Source organism: Cellulomonas sp. KH9 (assembly GCF_900114185.1).
GTDB lineage: Bacteria > Actinomycetota > Actinomycetes > Actinomycetales > Cellulomonadaceae > Cellulomonas.
This window is the reverse complement of record NZ_FOSE01000004.1, coordinates 292,224-307,573: the sequence shown is the minus strand read 5'-3', so window position 1 is coordinate 307,573 and position 15,350 is coordinate 292,224. Positions and strand designations below refer to the sequence as shown.

The 15,350-nt window shown below is 73.0% G+C and carries 13 protein-coding genes; 8 read left to right on the top strand and 5 right to left on the bottom strand.

The annotated features are described in order from the left end of the window. Positions 1-12: 12 nt before the first annotated feature. Positions 13-339 carry an MGMT family protein gene (locus BMZ16_RS14375; RefSeq protein ID WP_089801650.1) on the bottom strand — a complete coding sequence of 109 codons (327 nt, stop codon included), beginning with the start codon at positions 337-339 and terminating at the stop codon, positions 13-15. Between the two features lies 1 nt (position 340). After that, on the bottom strand, positions 341-1,408 hold the full coding sequence (locus BMZ16_RS14370; protein ID WP_089801648.1) for a PP2C family protein-serine/threonine phosphatase: 1,068 nt from the start codon (positions 1,406-1,408) through the stop codon (positions 341-343). A gap of 110 nt (positions 1,409-1,518) precedes the next feature. Between BMZ16_RS14370 and BMZ16_RS14365 the strand changes: the two genes are divergently transcribed. The 6 genes from BMZ16_RS14365 to BMZ16_RS14340 all read left to right on the top strand — a co-directional run bounded on the left by BMZ16_RS14365 (position 1,519) and on the right by BMZ16_RS14340 (position 8,629). Further along, the gene (locus BMZ16_RS14365; protein ID WP_089802134.1) at positions 1,519-2,769 is read left to right on the top strand and encodes a GNAT family N-acetyltransferase; all 1,251 of its coding nucleotides are present in this window, start codon (positions 1,519-1,521) and stop codon (positions 2,767-2,769) included. A gap of 162 nt (positions 2,770-2,931) precedes the next feature. Continuing rightward, complete coding sequence (locus BMZ16_RS14360) at positions 2,932-4,683, top strand: ABC transporter substrate-binding protein (protein ID WP_089801646.1); 1,752 nt, start codon at positions 2,932-2,934, stop codon at positions 4,681-4,683. A gap of 86 nt (positions 4,684-4,769) precedes the next feature. Continuing rightward, the gene (locus BMZ16_RS14355; protein ID WP_089801644.1) at positions 4,770-5,765 is read left to right on the top strand and encodes an ABC transporter permease; all 996 of its coding nucleotides are present in this window, start codon (positions 4,770-4,772) and stop codon (positions 5,763-5,765) included. Then, positions 5,762-6,709: an ABC transporter permease gene (locus BMZ16_RS14350; protein WP_089801642.1), complete on the top strand. Its 948-nt coding sequence runs from the start codon at positions 5,762-5,764 to the stop codon at positions 6,707-6,709. Before BMZ16_RS14355 ends, BMZ16_RS14350 begins: the two co-directional genes overlap by 4 nt. Position 6,710: 1 nt before the next feature. Beyond that, complete coding sequence (locus BMZ16_RS14345) at positions 6,711-7,661, top strand: ABC transporter ATP-binding protein (protein WP_089801640.1); 951 nt, start codon at positions 6,711-6,713, stop codon at positions 7,659-7,661. Continuing rightward, complete coding sequence (locus tag BMZ16_RS14340; RefSeq protein ID WP_089802132.1) at positions 7,661-8,629, top strand: oligopeptide/dipeptide ABC transporter ATP-binding protein; 969 nt, start codon at positions 7,661-7,663, stop codon at positions 8,627-8,629. The genes BMZ16_RS14345 and BMZ16_RS14340 overlap by 1 nt, the downstream gene beginning before the upstream one ends. 76 nt (positions 8,630-8,705) lie before the next feature. Here the strand turns inward: BMZ16_RS14340 and BMZ16_RS14335 are convergent, their stop codons facing one another. Continuing rightward, positions 8,706-9,158 (bottom strand): ribose-5-phosphate isomerase, encoded by a 453-nt coding sequence (locus BMZ16_RS14335; RefSeq protein ID WP_089801638.1) that lies wholly within the window; start codon positions 9,156-9,158, stop codon positions 8,706-8,708. 62 nt (positions 9,159-9,220) lie between these two features. Between BMZ16_RS14335 and BMZ16_RS14330 the strand changes: the two genes are divergently transcribed. Beyond that, the gene (locus BMZ16_RS14330; RefSeq protein WP_089801636.1) at positions 9,221-11,209 is read left to right on the top strand and encodes a M13 family metallopeptidase; all 1,989 of its coding nucleotides are present in this window, start codon (positions 9,221-9,223) and stop codon (positions 11,207-11,209) included. Between the two features lie 83 nt (positions 11,210-11,292). Here the strand turns inward: BMZ16_RS14330 and BMZ16_RS14325 are convergent, their stop codons facing one another. Together BMZ16_RS14325 and BMZ16_RS14320 are read right to left on the bottom strand one after the other, a co-directional pair. After that, positions 11,293-11,832 carry a hypothetical protein gene (locus BMZ16_RS14325; RefSeq protein ID WP_255366690.1) on the bottom strand — a complete coding sequence of 180 codons (540 nt, stop codon included), beginning with the start codon at positions 11,830-11,832 and terminating at the stop codon, positions 11,293-11,295. Further along, on the bottom strand, positions 11,829-12,449 hold the full coding sequence (locus tag BMZ16_RS14320) for a mycothiol-dependent nitroreductase Rv2466c family protein (protein WP_255366685.1): 621 nt from the start codon (positions 12,447-12,449) through the stop codon (positions 11,829-11,831). Before BMZ16_RS14320 ends, BMZ16_RS14325 begins: the two co-directional genes overlap by 4 nt. Positions 12,450-12,676: 227 nt before the next feature. Here BMZ16_RS14320 and pepN point away from each other — a divergent pair, with 227 nt between their 5' ends. Beyond that, on the top strand, positions 12,677-15,283 hold the full coding sequence (gene pepN, locus BMZ16_RS14315; protein ID WP_089801634.1) for an aminopeptidase N: 2,607 nt from the start codon (positions 12,677-12,679) through the stop codon (positions 15,281-15,283). Positions 15,284-15,350 lie beyond the last annotated feature (67 nt).

The following is a 15,350-nucleotide window of genomic DNA, read 5'->3' as shown; positions in this document are numbered from 1 at the left end:
CGGCGGTCGGCGTCAGTCGTCGGGGAACCACACGGCCTGACGGACGCGCACGCGGCGTCCGTCGGCCGTCAGCGGCGTGCCCTCGGCGCGCAGGTGCTTCAGCGCACGGTCGCGGTGGTGCGCGGGCGGGTCGCCGGCCGCCGTCACGACGCGCCACCACGGGACGTCGCCACCCGTCGCCATCGCGCGCCCGACCTGCCGCGGTCCGCCGCGCGGCGGCCGTCCCACCGCCGTCCCGCGGTCCGCGAGGACCTCGGCGACCAGCCCGTACGTCATGACCCGCCCCGGGGGGATCACCGCGACCAGCGCGTGGACCTCCTCGACGTAGTCGTCCGCCACGTCAGCTCCGCCGCACGACCACGACCGCGCGGTCGTCGTCCTCGGCGGCGCGCACGCCCGCCAGGACCTCGTGCGCGCTGCCCGGCCTGGCCGCGACGACCGCCTCGACCACGCCGAGCAGCCGGTCGATCCCCTGGTCGACGTCGCGCCCCGGTGCCTCGACGAGCCCGTCGGTGTAGAGCACGACGACGTCACCGTGCGCGAGCGAGCCCGTCACCGTCCCCGGTCGCATGTCCTCCAGGATGCCGAGCGCGACACCGCCCGCGGTGTCGAGCACGTCGATGCGACCGGAGCCCGCGTGCAGCACCGCGGGCGGGGGGTGGCCCGCGCTCGCGACGCGGTACCGGCCCGTGCCCAGGTCGATCGCCAGGTGGACGGCCGTGGCGAACCCCTCGTCCCAGCCCTGCTCGAGCAGGTACCGGTTCGCCGCCGGCAGGAACTCGTCGGCCGGCAGCGCACCGAGCAGCCCGCCCAGCGCACCCTGCAGCTGCAGCGCGCGGACACCCGCGGCCTGGCCCTTGCCCGAGACGTCGACGAGCACCACCTCGAAGGAGCCGCCGCTGCGGTGCCCGACGACGAAGTCCCCGGAGAACGCGGCGCCGTGGGCGGAGCGCACCTCGGCGTCCGCCTGCCAGCGTCCGGGCAGTGCCGGCAGCCGTCCGCCGGCGCTCAGCCGGTCGCGCAGGTCGACGAGCATGAGCGCACCGGGGGCACCCTGCAGACCGAGCCGCTCGCGTTCGACCCCGAAGGTCACGACCGCACCGCACCCGAGCACCACCACCACGACCTGCCCCAGGTCGACCGCGTCCGCCGCGGTCAGGCCCGCGGTGAGCAGGACCACGGAGGCGACCAGGACGAGCAGCGCGCGCCACCGCAGCACGTACGCGCCGACGAGCAGCAGCAGGAGCAGCCCCGAGGGGGCGAACCACGCCGGCCGCCACAGGACGGCCGCGGTGTACAGCACCGCGGCGAGGCAGAGGACCGCGCCGACGACCGTCTGCGGGCCCCGGGCCCACCCGGCCAGCACACGCCACAGCCAGCCGGTCGGGGCTGGGCGCGGCGGGGTCACGGGACGAGCCTAGGCGGGCGCCCGGGCGGCACCGAGCACGTGCGACCGTGCGTCGCACCGGAGGCGAAAACAGGTGCACCCGCACGTGCCGACCGCCCAGGATGACCCGCATGAGCGCCCTGCCCCCCGGATACCGCACCGTGGCCGTGCCGGCCGACCGGCTCGCCGAGTTCCGCACCACCGACCAGCTCGCGTTCGCCGTGGTCCCCGACCCGGAGGTCGAGGAGTCGCTGCCGTTCCCGATCCCGCCGGACCGGACGATGGCGGTCGAGGCGCCGGACGGCACGTTCGCCGCGGTGCACGGGTCCTACGAGTTCGCGATGCCCGTGCCCGGGGGCGGCACCGTGCCCTGTGCCGGCCTGACGTGGGTCGCGGTGCGGCCCGACCAGCGTCGTCGCGGGCTGCTGCGCGCGATGATCGCGACGCACCTCGAGCGGTCGCTGGAGCGCGGGGAGCCCGTGTCGGCGCTCTTCGCGGCGGAGGCCGCCATCTACGGCCGGTTCGGCTACGGCAGCGCCGCCGACGACGTCCGGCTGACGCTGCCCCGCGGGGCCGCCCTGCGTCCGGTACCCGGCAGCGACGCGCTGACCGTCCACCTGGAGCGCGTCGACCCGGACCGCCACGCGGACCTCGTGGAGGACCTGGGACGGCGGGCCGGCGCCGGGCGGCCCGGCTGGATGCCGCGCGGTGCGGCGCCGTTGCGCGTGCGAGCCGTGGCCGACCCGTCGGCCTGGCGCCAGGGCTTCGAGCCCCTGCTGCTCGCGACGGTCCGTGAGGGCCAGGAGGTGCGCGGCCTGGCGCTCCTCGCCCGCAAGGAGGCCTGGGGCGAGGCCGGGCCGGACTACACCGTGAGGGTCCGGCTGGCCGCCGCGCTCGACGCCGCAGCGACCCACCGCCTGTGGACGTTCCTGCTCGACCTCGACCTGACCACCCGGGTCGAGACGCCGATGCTCCCGGTCGACGACCCGCTGCTCCACCTCCTCGTGAACCCGCGCCCGGTGCAGCGGCGCACGTCCGACAACCTGTGGGTGCGGCTGCTGGACCTGCCGGCGGCCCTGACCGCCCGGCGGTACGCGGCACCGCTGGACGTCGTGCTGGACGTGACGGACGAGCTGCTCCCGCAGAACGCCGGGCGCTGGCGCGTCGCCGTGGACGGGACGGGCGCCGCGGACGTCGCGCGCACCACGGCCGAGGCCGACGTGCGGCTCGACGTCCGGGAGCTCGGCGCCCTGTACCTCGGGGGACGGTCGGCCACGGCGCTGGCGTCCGCCGGGCTCCTCGCCGGCGAGGTGCCCGCCCTGGACCGGGTGACCGCGGCCTTCGCCTCCTCCCGCGCGCCGGTGTGCCCCTGGATCTTCTGACCCGGGCGGGACGGGCAGCCGGTCACGGATCGGTCACAACCGACATCGGGCCCTTGTCGTACTTAGTTCACCAACTAAAGTTACGGCTGGTCGGCCTGCATCCCTCCGCGGAGGTGGTCGCCGTGTGCACGACGACGTCCACACACCACGAAGGGATCGACGATGAACCTTCCCCGCAGGCGGTGGCCGCTGGTCGCGGCCACCGCCGCCGCCGCCCTGACCCTCGCCGCGTGCTCGGGCGACCCGATCGACGCCCCCGAGGAGTCCCCCGACGTCGAGGGCCTCGCCGAGGCCCGGTCCCTGGTGTCGGAGTACCCGCGCGAGGAGACCGTCTTCACCAGCGGTGCACAGTGGGGGCCGCCGTCGAGCTGGAACCCCATCCCCCAGTCGGGCGAGGCCACGGGCGTGCGCGGCCTGCTCTACGAGCCGCTGTTCTCGTTCGACCCCGCGACCCTCGAGCTCGAGCCCTGGCTCGCCGAGGGCGGCGAGTGGACCGACGCCGACACGTACGTCCTCACGCTGCGCGACGGCCTGACGTGGCAGGACGGCGAGGTGCTCGACGCCGAGGACGTCGTGTTCACGGTCGAGCTCGGCAAGGTCCCGGACGTGCGCTGGAGCAACCTGTGGACGTGGTTGTCGAGCGCCACGGCGACCGACGCCACGACGGTGACCTTCGAGTTCTCCGACCCGCGCTACCAGGAGTGGGACAACTTCCTGTACACGAGCTCGGTGCTGCCCCAGCACATCGTGTCGACGTGGGCCGAGACCGACTACAACTCCAACGCCAACGAGGACCCGATCGGCTCGGGGGCGTTCCGGTACTCGACCCACGGCCAGGACCGCATGGTGTGGGAGCGCAACGACGACTGGTGGGGCACCGAGGCGCTCGGCCTGGAGTTCCCGATGAAGTACGTCGTGGACATCGTCAACCCGTCCAACGAGGTGGCCCTCGGACTGCTCCTGCAGGGCGGGCTGGACCTCAGCAACAACTTCCTGCCCGGTGTGCAGACGCTCGCGGACAGCGACAAGCTCGGCACGTACTTCGACGAGGCGCCGTACATGCTCTCGGCCAACACGGCCGTGCTCGTGCCCAACGCCACGCGCGCACCCATGGACGACGCCGAGTTCCGGCGCGCCATGGCGTTCGCGATCGACGTCGACAAGATCGTCGCCAACGCCTACGGCGGCATCGTCCAGAAGGCCCACCCCACGGGCCTGCTGCCCGCGTACTCCTCGCTGTACGACGAGGACGTCGTCGACGAGCACGGCTTCGAGTACGACACGGACGAGGCCGCCTCGATCCTCGCCGCCGCCGGGTACGAGGACACGGACGGCGACGGGTTCGTCGAGACGCCCGCGGGCGAGAAGATCGAGCTCGACCTCATCGTCCCCGCCGGCTGGACGGACTGGATGGAGTCGGCGCGCGTCATCGCCGAGGACCTGCAGGCCGCCGGCATCGACGTCACGGCCGACTTCCCCGACTCCGGCGCCGTGGACGACGCGCGCTCCAGCGGCGACTTCGACCTGCTCATCAACAACTGGGCCGGCCTGAGCAACACGCCGTGGACGTACTACAACTACCTGTTCCACCAGCCCGTGCGTGACCTGCAGCTGGTCGGCAACTTCGGCCGCGCGCCCGACGCGGGCGCGTGGGCGCTCGTCGAGCAGCTCTCGCGCACCGCGAGCGACAGCCCGGAGTACGCGCAGATCATGGGTGAGCTGCAGGAGATCTCGCTCACGCAGATGCCGATGATCCCGCTCTGGTACAACGGCCTGTGGGCGCAGTACAACACGTCGACGTGGGAGAACTGGCCCACCGACGGCGGCGACTCCACCGCCTACCCCAGCACGTGGGGCGGCTTCTGGCAGATGGGTGGCCTGCGCACCCTGGCGGCGCTGCAGCCGGCCGGCTGACACGCACGGCCCTGCCCCCGGGCGCGCGTCGTCGCGCCCGGGGGCAGGGCCGCCGTCCCCGCCCGCTCCGAGCACCCTGGACCGCCGTGCGCACCTACCTCGCCCGCAAGGCCACCCTCTACGTCCTGACGTTCCTCGTCGCGGTCACGCTCAACTGGCTGATCCCGCGCCTCATGCCCGGCGACCCGGTGCAGCGCATGATCTCCCGCGCGGGCGTGCAGCACCCCGAGTCGATCGGCCCGATGGTCGAGTACTACGAGCAGCTGTTCGGCCTCGACCTGCCGGTGTGGCAGCAGTACCTCAACTACTGGGGCTCGCTGCTGCGGGGCGACCTGGGCGTGAGCATCTGGCTCTTCCCGTCCCCCGTCGAGGACGTCATCCTCCGGGCGGTGCCCTACACGCTCGGGCTCATGCTCCCCGCGATCCTGCTCAGCTGGGTCGTCGGCAACTGGATGGGCGCGGCCGCCGCCCGCCGCAAGGCGCTCGACAACACCGTGCTGCCCGCGTCCTACCTGCTGACCGCGACGCCGTACATGTGGCTCGCGATCCTCCTCGTGTGGGGCCTCGGCGTCGTCGCCGGGTGGTTCCCCGTCGCGGGCGGCTACGACTTCGGCAGACGCCCGACGATGTCGGTGGCGTTCGTGCTCGACGTCCTGCACCACTGGTTCCTGCCGTTCCTGTCCCTGTTCCTCGTCTCGCTGGGCGGGTGGGCCATCGGCATGCGCAACCTCATCATCTACGAGCTGGAGTCGGACTACGCGAACTACCTCGCGGCGCTCGGCGCGCCGCAGCGCCTGATCCGGCGGTACGCCTTCCGCAACGGGCTCCTGCCGCAGATCACCGGCCTCGCCCTGCAGCTCGGCACCGTCATCGGCGGGGCGCTGGTCACCGAGGTCGTCTTCGCCTACCCGGGCCTGGGGTACCTCATCCTGCAGGCCGTCCAGAACGCCGACTACTTCCTGCTGCAGGGCGCCCTGCTGTTCGTGGTCGTCGGCGTGCTCGTGGCCAACTTCGTCATCGACCTCGTGTACGTCGTCGTCGACCCGCGCACGCGGACCGGACTGCAGGGAGCCAACGCATGACCGTGCCCAGCCCCGGACCCGCCACCACCGTGGCGGACGACGCACCCGACGCGGGCGCCGCCCTCGACGTGCCCGACGCCCGCCCGGGCCGGCTGCCCGGACGCCGGCACGAGGCCCTGTACTTCGCGCTGCGGAACCCCAAGGTCGTCGGGGCCGCCGTGGTGATCCTCGGCCTGGCCCTGCTCGGCCTCGTGGGACCGCTGTTCGCCGACCACGGGCCCAACGACTACGCCGGCCCGACCATGCAGCCGCCCTCCGGGGAGTTCTGGTTCGGCACCACGATGTTCGGCCAGGACGTGTGGGTGCAGTTCGTCGCCGGGCTGCGCAGCACGTTCCTCGTCGGGGTCCTCGGCAGCGTGGTGGCCGGGGTCATCGGCATGACGATCGGGTTCGTCGCGGGCTTCCGCGGCGGCTGGGTCGACGAGCTGCTCACCATGCTGACGAACGTCGTGCTCGTCATCCCCGGGTTCGTCGTCCTCATCGTCATCAACACGTACCTCGGGGTGCGCAGCGTGCCCATGCAGGCCCTCTACATCGGCCTGTTCAGCTGGCCGTGGGTGGCCCGCGCCGTGCGCGCGCAGACGTTCTCGCTGCGGGCCCGGGAGTTCGTCGACCTCGCGCGGCTGTCCGGCGTCCCCACGCGCACGATCATCGTCCGCGAGGTCGCGCCCAACATGTACTCCTACCTCTTCATGACGTTCGTGCTGCTCTTCGGCGGCGCCATCCTCACCGCCGCGTCCCTGGACTTCATCGGCCTGGGCCCCACGAACGCCGTGTCGCTGGGTCTGATGATGAACCAGGCCGTCCAGTGGAGCGCCCTGCACCTGGGCATGTGGTGGTGGTTCGTCCCGCCCGGCCTGGGGATCACCCTGCTGGTCGGCGCGCTGTACGTGATGAACGTCGGGCTCGACGAGGTGTTCAACCCCAAGCTGAGGGAGATGTGACATGAGCCTGCGGGTGGACGACCTGGCGGTGCACTACCGCACGACGCGCGGCGACGTGCAGGCCCTCGACGGCGTGACGTTCGAGATCGCCGACGGCGAGATCATGGGCGTGGCCGGCGAGTCGGGCTGCGGCAAGACGACGCTCGGCAAGGCGCTGATCCGGCTCGAGAACCGGATGAAGCACGTGCGTGGCACGGTGACGCTCGACGGCGAGAAGCTGCCGATCGCCGACGACCGCGCGATGGACCCCTACCGGTACCGGAGGATCTCGCTGATCCCCCAGTACGCGATGTCGGCGATGAACCCGACGCGCAAGATCGGGCGGATGATCCGCGAGCTCGTCACCGCCAAGGGGGTGGCGTACGAGGACGTGCGGCCCGAGCTGGAGCGTCGCCTGCGGCTCGTCGGGCTGGACGAGGAGGTCCTCGGCCGGTACCCCATCGAGCTGTCCGGCGGCATGAAGCAGCGGGTCGTGCTGGTGCTGGCGACGCTGCTCGACCCGTCGCTGCTCATCGGCGACGAGGTCACCTCCGCGCTTGACGTGACCAGCCAGAAGGCGGTGGCCCGCGCGCTCGTGGAGTTCCGGGACCGGGAGTTCGTGCGGTCGGTCGTCGTGGTGACGCACGACATCTCGGTGCTCTACCAGATGGCCGACACCATCCTCGTGATGTACGCGGGCCGCCTGGCGGAGAAGGCGTCGGCGACCACCGTGATCGACCAGCCCCTGCACCCGTACACGAAGATGCTGGTCGGGGCGCTGCCGAAGGTCGGCGAACGGTACGACGACCGGCGCCTGACCGGGATCGTCGGGCGCCCACCCTCGCTGCTGGACCCGCCGGGCGGCTGCCGGTTCCGTGACCGCTGCCCGCTGGCGATGCCGAGGTGCGAGGAGCAGCCCCCGTTCCTCGAGGTGGCGCCCGGTCACCAGGTCGCGTGCTGGGCGGTGGCGTGATGCTCGAGCTCGTCGACGTCCACAAGGTCTACCGGGTCGGCACGTTCGGCACCGGCACGGTGCACGCCGTGCGCGGCGTCTCGTTCGACGTCCAGCCGGGCGAGGTCGTCTCCCTCATCGGCGAGTCCGGGTCCGGCAAGTCCACGATCGGCCGGATGGTGCTGCGGCTGGCGAACGCCACGTCGGGATCCATCAGGTTCGACGGCACGGACGTCGTGTCGCTGCGCCACCGGGGTCTGCGGGACTACTACCGCCACGCGCAGGGCGTCTTCCAGGACCCGTTCTCGTCGTACAACCCGATCTTCAAGGTCGACCGCACGTTCGAGACGCTCCGCCGCTCGTACTTCCCCCAGGACACCGGGGCGGCGTGGGACGAGCGCGTGGCCGATGCGGTGCACTCCGTGGGCCTGGTGCCGGGCGAGGTGCTGGGCAAGTTCCCGCACCAGCTCTCGGGCGGCCAGCTCCAGCGCCTGCTGGTGGCCCGCGCGCTGCTGCTCGACCTGCGGCTGCTGGTCGCCGACGAGATCATCTCGATGCTCGACGCGTCGACCCGCATCGACGTGCTCAACCTGCTCGGGGACCTCAAGGCCCGCGGCCTGGGCATCCTGTTCGTCACGCACGACCTCTCGCTCGGCAACTACGTGAGCGACAAGGTGGTGATCCTGCACCAGGGCCGGGTCGTCGAGCGGGGCCCGACGGCGGCCGTGTTCGCGGACCCCCGGCACCCGTACACGCGCACGCTGCTCGCGTCGGTGCCGCAGCTCGACCGCCGCTGGGAGGACGTCGAAGCCGAGGAGGAGAGGCGGTCCGCCGCGCTCGGCGACGAGTGCCTGTACCACGCACGGGTCGACGGTGCCGACGCCCACGACCTCGGGCTCGTCGAGGTGGCACCGGGCCACCTCGTCGGGTGCTTCCGCGACGGCGCCGACGACGCCTGCCCGGGCGTCCGGGCACCGGTCGCCGGGTGAGCGGGGCGGGGCAGGACGTCACGTCCTGCCCCGCCGCCGGCCCGGGGCTCCGGGACGTGCGCGGTACCGCGCGGGGTCAGGCGCGCGACGCCTCGTAGGCCGCGAGCTGGTCGATCCGGCGCTGGTGACGCGGGTCGCCGCTGAACGGCTCGGCGACGAACAGGTCGACGAGCTCGATCGCCTCGTCGACGGAGTGCTGCCGGGCGCCGATCGCCACGACGTTGGCGTCGTTGTGCTGGCGGCCCAGGCGCGCGGTGTCCGCGTTCCACGCGAGCGCGGCCCGCACACCGGTCACCTTGTTGGCGGCGATCTGCTCGCCGTTGCCCGAGCCCCCGATGACGACGCCCAGGGAGCCCGGGTCGGCCACGACGGCCTCCCCCGCGGCGAAGCAGAACGACGGGTAGTCGTCCAGGGCGTCGTACTCGAAGGCCCCGTGGTCGACGACCTCGTGGTCGGCGGCCCGCAGGTGCTCGACGAGCGCGACCTTCAGCTCGTACCCGGCATGGTCGGCGGCGACGTGGATGCGCATGTGCTCATCCTGCCGCAGCGTGGCACCCGCTGACGTCACCGGGAGTTCGTAGGCTGTCCCGCATGACGCGCAGCGGACTCCCCCTGGACGACCTCGACCCGGCCGTCCGACCCCAGGACGACCTCGACGAGTACGTGAACGGCCGGTGGGCCGCGGCCCACGTGATCCCGCCCGACCGCGCGATGGACGGCCCCTTCCGGGCCCTGTACGACGAGGCCGAGCGGCAGGTGCTCGACATCATCACCGACGCGGCGGACGGTGCGGGCGACACGGGCGGCGTCGAGGCGAAGATCGGCGCCCTGTACTCGAGCTTCATGGACGCGGACGCCGTGGAGGCCGCGGGCGTCGAGCCGCTGCGGGAGGACCTCGCCCTCGTCGACGGTGCGACCGGGACCGCCGAGCTCACCGTCGCGCTGGGCACGCTGCAGCGCACCGGCGGCGCCTCGCTGGTCGACCTGTACGTCGACAACGACGCGAAGGACCCCGACACGTACGTCGTGCACCTGGTGCAGGGCGGCCTGGGGCTCCCCGACGAGGCGTACTACCGCGAGGAGCAGCACGCGGCCGTGCGCGAGAAGTACCTGCCGCACGTCGCGCGCATGCTGCGGCTGGCGGCACCCGTCTCCGCCGTGGTCGCCGCGGGCGACCCGGACGACCTGGCGGCACGCGTCGTGGCCCTCGAGACCCGGATCGCGGCGCACCACTGGGACGTGGTGCAGGACCGTGACGCCGAGCTCACCTACAACGCCCTGACGCTGGAGGAGCTGGCGCAGCGTGCACCCGGCTTCGACTGGCGCGCGTGGGCCGAGGCGCTGGGCGCGCCCGCCGGCGCGCTGGACCGGCTCGTCGTCCGCGAGCCGTCGTTCGCCGAGGGCCTGGCCGCGCTGTGGGCCGAGGTCCCCCTCGCGGACTGGCAGGCGTGGGCGACGTACCACGTCGTCTCGTCCCGTGCGCCCTACCTCACCGAGGAGGCCGTCGAGGCGAACTTCGACTTCTACGGCCGCACGCTCTCGGGTGCGCCGGAGGTGCGCGAGCGCTGGAAGCGCGGCGTCTCCCTGGTGCAGGGCGCGCTGGGCGAGGCGGTCGGCAAGGTGTACGTCGAGCGGCACTTCCCGCCGTCGCACAAGGACCGCATGGACACGCTGGTCGCCCACCTGGTCGAGGCGTACCGCGAGTCGATCACGTCGCTGGAGTGGATGGGTGAGGAGACCCGGCAGCGGGCCCTCGACAAGCTCGACCGGTTCACGCCGAAGATCGGCTACCCCGCACGGTGGCGGGACTACTCGGCGCTCGTCGTGCGCGCGGACGACCTGGTGGGCAACGTGCGCCGCTCGCACGCGTTCGAGCTGGACCGCGAGCTGCACAAGATCGGCCGGCCCATCGACCGCGACGAGTGGTTCATGACGCCGCAGACGGTGAACGCGTACTACAACCCGGGCATGAACGAGATCGTCTTCCCGGCGGCGATCCTGCAGCCCCCGTTCTTCGACGCCGACGCGGACGACGCCGTCAACTACGGCGGCATCGGCGCGATCATCGGCCACGAGATCGGTCACGGGTTCGACGACCAGGGCTCGAAGTACGACGGCGACGGGCGGTTGCTGGACTGGTGGACCGCCGACGACCGCGCGGAGTTCGAGCGCCGCACCAAGTCCCTGGTCGACCAGTACGCGCAGTACTCCCCGCGCCAGCTCCACGGCAGCCACCACGTCAACGGCGAGCTGACGATCGGCGAGAACATCGGCGACCTCGGGGGCCTGGCGATCGCGGTCCGCGCCTACGGCATCGCGCTCGGCCGGCCGGTGTCGGAGGCACCCGTGATCGACGGGTTCACGGGCCTGCAGCGCCTGTTCATCGGGTGGGCCCACTCGTGGCGGACCAAGGGCCGCGACGAGGAGGTCATCCGCCGGCTCGCGGTGGACCCGCACGCACCGGACGAGTTCCGCTGCAACGGCGTCGTCCGCAACATCGACGAGTTCTACACGGCGTTCGACGTGCAGCCGTCCGACGCGCTGTGGCTGGACCCCGCGGACCGCGTCCGGATCTGGTGACGCAGGGACGTGCGGCCCGGTCGACCCGGGCCGCACGTGCCCCGGCACCGCACCGCCGCCCCCGCGGGTGTCTCAGGGGCGGCTCAGGGCAGCGCGGTCCACTGCGCCCGTGCCAGCCGGAACCCGATGCCCGCCGCGTCGGTGCAGGTCACCCCGTCCGTACCCGAGGCGCACGTGTACCCGCCCTGGGTCTGCTGCGCGCCGTACGCGAGCTCCGCACGGTCCCGCGGCAGCTCCGGCACGCCGTCGTCCTCGCACACGAACCGGAAGCCCTCGGCGTCGAGGCGCACGACGTGACCGGTCGGCGCGTCGCACCCCGTGACCCGCGGCGCGGCGTACGTGAAGCTGCCGATCGTGCACACGACGCCCTCGGGGCTCATCTCGCAGGCGATGTTGCCGCTGGGCAGGTCGAAGGTGACCGACTCGGCGGACCCCACCCCGTCGTCGTCCCCGGCGTCCGCCGTCGCGGTGGGGGTCGGCGTCGCGGCCGCGGGCTGCCGCGCCGCGCCACCCCGGGGCAGCGCGACCAGGAGCACCACGAGCAGGACCACCAGCAGGACGTCGACCAGCAGGAACACCTGCACGCCGCGGCTCAGGCCCCGCAGCGGCCCGGCGCCGCTCACGCCTGCGCGGGCGCCGGGTCGTCGAAGACCGGGCCCTGGGTGCGCGTGCGCTTGAGCTCGTAGAAGCCCGGCACCGAGGTCATGAGCGCGAGACCGTCGAGCAGCCGCCCCGCGGCCTCGCCCCGGGGCGCAGGGGTGATGACGGGACCGAAGAAGCCGACCCCGTCGATGGCGACGACCGGGGTGCCGACCTCGTCGCCGACCAGGTCCATGGCGCGCTGGTGGGACGCCCGCAGCAGGTCGTCGACCTCGTCGGTGGCGGCCACGTCCGCCAGCGCCGCCGGCAGGCCGACCTCGGCGAGCGACTCCGCGACGATCGCTGCGGTGTCCGTGCGCCCGCCCGGGTGGCGGCGGCTGCCCATGGCGTCGTACAGCGGCTTGAGGACCTCGTCGCCGTGGTCCCGCGCCGCGGCGACGAGCACCCGCACGGGCCCCCACGAGTCCGCCATGAGCTCGAGGTAGCGCTCGGGCAGGTCACGGCCCTCGTTGAGCACCGACAGGCTCATCACGTGCCACCGCACGTCCACGTCGCGCACGCGCGCGGCCTCGTCCATCCAGCGTGAGGTCATCCACGCCCACGGGCAGGCGGGGTCGAACCAGAAGTCCACGACGGGCACACCGAGCTCCTCTCGCTGACGGTCGTGCCCGAGTGTGCACGTTCCGGGGTGCCGACGCACATCCCGGGGCTCCACCGTCGCCCCTGGCCAGCGTGGCATGATCGTCGGGTCGCGCACGTGCGACACCGGCGGGCCTGCGCCCCGGCCGACCACGACCTCGTCGCCGCCGACCGGCAAGGCCGCCGCTCACCCACCGTGGCCACCGCCGCTGGACGATCGGAGAACCCGTGCCCGGAGAGAACCTCACCCGTGCCGAGGCGGCCGAGCGCGCCGCGCTCGTCCGCACCCACGCGTACGACGTCGAGCTCGACCTGACGACGAGCCCCACGACGTTCGCGTCACGGTCGACGGTCCGGTTCTCCGCCACGCCGGGAGCGAGCACGTTCATCGACCTCATCGCGCCGACGGTGCACGAGGTCGTGCTCAACGGGCGCCGCCTGGACCCCGCGGCCGTCGTGGCCGACTCCCGGATCGCGCTCGACGACCTCGCGGAGGAGAACGAGCTCACCGTCGTCGCCGACTGCGCGTACATGAACACCGGCGAGGGCCTGCACCGCTTCGTCGACCCGGTGGACGACGAGGTCTACCTGTACAGCCAGTTCGAGGTGGCCGACTCGCGCCGCGTGTTCGCGGTCTTCGAGCAGCCCGACCTCAAGGCGACGTTCACGTTCACCGTGACCGCGCCCGCGCACTGGACCGTGGTGTCGAACTACCCGCAGCTGGGCGAGCCGCAGCGCGTCGAGGGGGGCCGCAACCTCAACGGCGGGCGCGACCAGGGCACGGCCACGTGGCGGTTCGACACGACCCCGCCCATCTCGTCGTACATCACGGCGGTCGTCGCCGGCCCGTACCACGGCGAGCACGGCGAGCTGACGAGCAGCGACGGCCGCACGATCCCGCTGGGTGTGTACTGCCGGTCCTCGCTGGCCGAGCACCTCGACACCGACAACATCCTCGACATCACGCGCGCCGGGTTCGCGTTCTACGAGGAGCGGTTCGGCCACCCGTACCCGTTCGCGAAGTACGACCAGCTGTTCGTCCCCGAGTTCAACGCCGGGGCGATGGAGAACGCGGGCGCCGTCACGTTCCTCGAGTCGTACGTGTTCCGGTCGAAGGTGCCCGACGCGACCGTCGAGCGCCGCGCCGTGACGATCCTGCACGAGCTCGCGCACATGTGGTTCGGCGACCTGGTGACCATGCGCTGGTGGGACGACCTGTGGCTGAACGAGTCGTTCGCGGAGTACGCGTCGACGCTCGCGACCGCGGAGGCGACGCGCTGGACGAGCGCCTGGACGACGTTCTCCTCGCTCGAGAAGTCCTGGGCCTACCGGCAGGACCAGCTGCCCTCGACGCACCCGATCGTCGCGGACATGCGCGACCTGGAGGACGTCGAGGTCAACTTCGACGGCATCACGTACGCCAAGGGCGCCTCGGTCCTCAAGCAGCTCGTCGCGTGGGTCGGCCAGGACGAGTTCCTCGCGGGGGTGCGCTCCTACTTCGCCAAGCACGCGTGGGGCAACACCCAGCTGCGTGACCTGCTGACCGAGCTCGAGGCCACCAGCGGGCGCGACCTGTCGGCGTGGTCCGCGCTGTGGCTGGAGCAGGCCGGCGTCACGCTGCTGCGCCCCGAGATCGAGGTCGACGCCGACGGCGTCATCACGTCGTTCGCCGTGCTGCAGGAGGTCCCTGCGGAGCACCCGGTGCAGCGGCCGCACCGCCTCGCGGTCGGCGGGTACGACCTGCAGGGCGAGGGTGACGACGCGCGCCTGGTGCGCACCGTGCACGTCGAGCTCGACATCGACGGACCGCGCACCGAGGTGCCCGCGCTCGTCGGGGTCCGGCGGCCCGCGCTGCTGCTGGTCAACGACGACGACCTCGCGTACGCCAAGGTCCGCCTCGACCCGCAGTCGCTCGCGACGTCGGTCGCGCACCTGGACAAGTTCACCGACTCGCTGCCCCGGACCCTGGTGTGGGGCGCGGCGTGGGACGCGACCCGGGACGGCGAGACCTCGGCGCGCGACTTCGTCGAGCTCGTCCTCGGCAACATCGCGCACGAGACCGACTCGTCCGTCATCCTCGTGCTGCTGCGCCAGCTGACGACCGCGCTCGACCTGTACGTGGCGCCCGAGCACCGCGAGGCCACCGCCACGGCGGCGGCCGACCGGCTCCTCGCGCTCGCCGAGGCGGCACCCGCCGGCTCGGACCAGCAGCTGCAGCTCCTCAAGGCGTTCGCCGCCCGGGCGCGCACCGACGCCCAGCTCGACGTCGTCACCGAGGTGCTCGACGGCCGGCGCACGCTCGACGGCCTGTCGGTCGACACCGACCTGCGGTGGGAGCTCCTCACCGCCCTGGTCGCCGGCGGCCGCGCGGGCGACGCCGACATCGCGGCGCAGCAGGCCGCCGACGCCACGGCCACCGGGCAGCGTGCCGCCGCGGCCGCACGGGCCGCCGTCCCGACCGCCGAGGCCAAGGAGCACGCGTGGGCCGCGGTCGTGACGGGCGACGACCTGCCGAACGCCCTCCAGGCCGCGACGATCAGCGGGTTCGGGCGCGTGCACGACACGGCGCTGCTCGTCCCGTGGGTCGAGCCGTACTTCGCCGAGCTCGAGCGGGTCTGGGCGGACAAGACCAACGAGATGGCCCAGAACGTCGTCGTCGGCCTGTACCCGACGACGCTCGCCGACGACCCGCGGGTCGACGTGCTGGGCGCCACCGACGCGTGGCTCGCCGGGCACCCGGACGCCCCCGCCGCGCTGCGGCGGCTCGTGGTCGAGTCCCGCGACGGCGTGCGTCGTGCGCTCGCCGCGCAGCAGGCGGACCGCGCACGCGACTGACGTGACGCCGACGGCCGGGCACGCAGGTGCCCGGCCGTCGGCGTGTCCGGGGGGCGGGGGGCGGGAC

Coding starts and splice junctions, on each gene's coding strand:
- BMZ16_RS14365 (WP_089802134.1), top strand. CDS start 1,519: ATGAGCGCCCTGCCCCCCGGATACCGCACCGTGGCCGTGCCGGCCGAC.
- BMZ16_RS14360 (WP_089801646.1), top strand. CDS start 2,932: ATGAACCTTCCCCGCAGGCGGTGGCCGCTGGTCGCGGCCACCGCCGCC.
- BMZ16_RS14350 (WP_089801642.1), top strand. CDS start 5,762: ATGACCGTGCCCAGCCCCGGACCCGCCACCACCGTGGCGGACGACGCA.
- BMZ16_RS14345 (WP_089801640.1), top strand. CDS start 6,711: ATGAGCCTGCGGGTGGACGACCTGGCGGTGCACTACCGCACGACGCGC.
- BMZ16_RS14340 (WP_089802132.1), top strand. CDS start 7,661: ATGCTCGAGCTCGTCGACGTCCACAAGGTCTACCGGGTCGGCACGTTC.
- BMZ16_RS14335 (WP_089801638.1), bottom strand. CDS start 9,158: ATGCGCATCCACGTCGCCGCCGACCATGCCGGGTACGAGCTGAAGGTC.
- BMZ16_RS14330 (WP_089801636.1), top strand. CDS start 9,221: ATGACGCGCAGCGGACTCCCCCTGGACGACCTCGACCCGGCCGTCCGA.